Below are 2,365 nucleotides of genomic sequence, written 5' to 3' on the forward strand. Positions count from 1 at the left end.
CCCCGACCACCGCGCCCCCGCCGGCAGCGCCCTGCTGATCACCGCCGATGACGACCTCGCCGAGGCCGTCGCCCGGCTGGCGGCCGCCGCCGGCTGCCCGCTGCGGCGCGGCCCGCTGGAGCAGCCCGCCGAGGGCGCCGCCGGGCCGCCCGGCCCCGTCGCGGCACCCGGCCTGGTGCTCGTGGACGCCGACGTCCCGGCCGCCGCGGTGGCGGGCCTGGGCGAGGGCGGCCGCCTCGTCGTCGTCGGGACCGCGCCCGCGCCCGACGCCTGGTGGCGCTCGGCCTCCGCGCTGGGCGCCGAGCACGCCGTGCTGCTGCCGCAGGCGCAGGACTGGCTGCTGGAGGCGCTCGCCGACACCGCGGCCGGTGCCGCCGCCGCCGGCTGCGTCGGGGTGGTCGGCGGCTGCGGCGGTGCCGGGGCCAGCGTGCTGGCCGCGGCCCTGGCGCAGGCGCTGGCCGAGACGACGGGCGACTGCCTGCTGCTGGACGCCGACCCGCGCTCCGGCGGCGCGGACCTGCTGCTGGGGGCCGACGCGCTGCCGGGGCTGCGCTGGGGGGACCTGGCCGCGGTCAGCGGGCGGCTGCGCCCCGACGTCCTGCGCTCCACCGTGCGCGCCGGTGCGGGGCTGCACGTGCTCGCCGCGGACCGCCGGGTGCCCGGCACCCCCGGCCCGGCGGCGCTGGCGGCCGTCGCCGACGCCGCTCGGCGCACGTTCGCGGCCACCGTCCTGGACCTGCCCCGCGCCGGCCTGCCGCAGCTGCACGGGCGCCTGGGCGGCTGCGAGGAGGTCCTCGTCGTGGTGCCGGCGAGCACCCGCGCGGCCGCCGCGGCGTGCGCCGTCGTCGACGAGCTGCGCAGCGGGCCGTCCGCCCCGCCCGTGCGCCTGGTCGTGCGCGACCTCGGCGCCGGGACGGACGCGGAGGACGTCGCGGACGCCGTCGGCGCCCCGCTGGCGGGCGTGCTGCGCCCCGACCGCGACCTCGAGGCGGCCCTGGAGCGCGGGGAGGGCCCGCCCACCGGCCGGCGCAGCCCGCTCCGCTCGTTCGCGCTCGCCTGCGCCGGCGACTGGGCGGCCACCTGGTCCGCGGCCGCCGCGGCGCCGGCGCCGTGGTGAGCCCCGCGGTCGACCTCGCGGTGCGCGTGGGCGAGCGGCTCGCCGCCACGGGCACCCCACCGGGACCGGACGCCGTCGCCGCGGCCGCCGCCGCGCAGGGGGTCGTGCTGGGCGCCGCCGACCTGCTGCGGCTCGTCGACGACGTGCGCGCCGCGCTCACGGGCGCCGGGCCGCTGCAACCGCTGCTGCGCTCGCCCGGCGTCACCGACGTCCTCGTCAACGGCGGGGGCGACGTCTGGGTCGACGACGGCGCCGGCCTGCGGCGGGCACCGGTGCGCCTGGACGGCGAGGAGCAGGTGCGGGCCCTCGCCGTGCGGCTGGCCGCCGGGGCCGGCCGCCGCCTCGACGAGGCCAGCCCGTTCACCGACGCCCGGCTGGCGGACGGCACCCGGCTGCACGCCGTGCTGCCCCCGCTGGCCGTGGACGGCACGCACCTGAGCCTGCGGGTGCCGGCCGTGCGCCGCTTCGGCCTGCCGGAGCTGGTCGCGGCGGGTGCGGTGCCGCCGGCGTGGGAGGCGCTGCTGCGCACCGTCGTGGACCGGCGGCTGTCGCTGCTGGTCAGCGGTGGCACCGGTGCGGGCAAGACGACGCTGCTGCAGGCCCTGCTGGGACTGGTCGGCCCCGGCGAGCGCGTCGTCCTCGTGGAGGACTCCGGCGAGCTGCGCCCGGACCACCCGCACGTGGTGCGCCTGGAGGCCCGCCACGGCAACGTCGAGGGCCGCGGCGCCGTCGGGCTGGACGTGCTGGTGCGCCAGGCCCTGCGGATGCGCCCCGACCGCCTCGTCGTCGGCGAGTGCCGCGGCGCGGAGGTGCGCGACCTGCTCGCCGCGCTCAACACCGGGCACGCCGGGGGCGCCGGGACGCTGCACGCCAACACGGCCGCCGACGTCCCCGCCCGCCTGCACGCCCTCGCGGCGGCCGCCGGGCTGTCCGCCGCGGCGGTGGACGCCCAGCTGCTCGCCGGCGTCGACGTCGTGCTGCACGTGGCGCGCCGGGGGCGGCGGCGCGCCCTGGTGGAGGTGGCCGTCGTGGCCGACGACGCCGGCCGCGCCCGCGTCGTGCCCGCCCTCGCCCTCGACCGCGGGGGCCGCCCGCACCGCGCACCGGGCTGGGAGGCGCTGGCCGCCCGGCTGGGCGCCGAGGCGCTCGCCGGCGCGGACGGGGCCGCGGGTGGAGCCGCGGGTGGACCGGCGTGAGCGCGGCCGGGCTGCTGGCGGGTGCGCTGCTCGGCGTCGCGGTCCTGGTGGC

Annotated in this window: 2 protein-coding genes; both read left to right on the forward strand. The window is 82.4% G+C overall.

Annotated features, from left to right (window positions below):
• A partial coding sequence (ssd, locus tag GTQ99_RS22250) for a septum site-determining protein Ssd (protein WP_166617862.1) occupies positions 1–1,117 on the forward strand: 1,117 nt, incomplete at its 5' end.
• Positions 1,114–2,313, forward strand: coding sequence for a TadA family conjugal transfer-associated ATPase (locus GTQ99_RS22255; RefSeq protein ID WP_338075194.1), 1,200 nt, complete (start codon positions 1,114–1,116; stop codon positions 2,311–2,313). The genes ssd and GTQ99_RS22255, both read left to right, overlap by 4 nt.
• Positions 2,314–2,365: the final 52 nt, after the last annotated feature.

Origin of the sequence: Kineococcus vitellinus (assembly GCF_009906315.1) — a bacterium.
Taxonomy (GTDB): Bacteria; Actinomycetota; Actinomycetes; order Actinomycetales; family Kineococcaceae; genus Kineococcus; species Kineococcus vitellinus.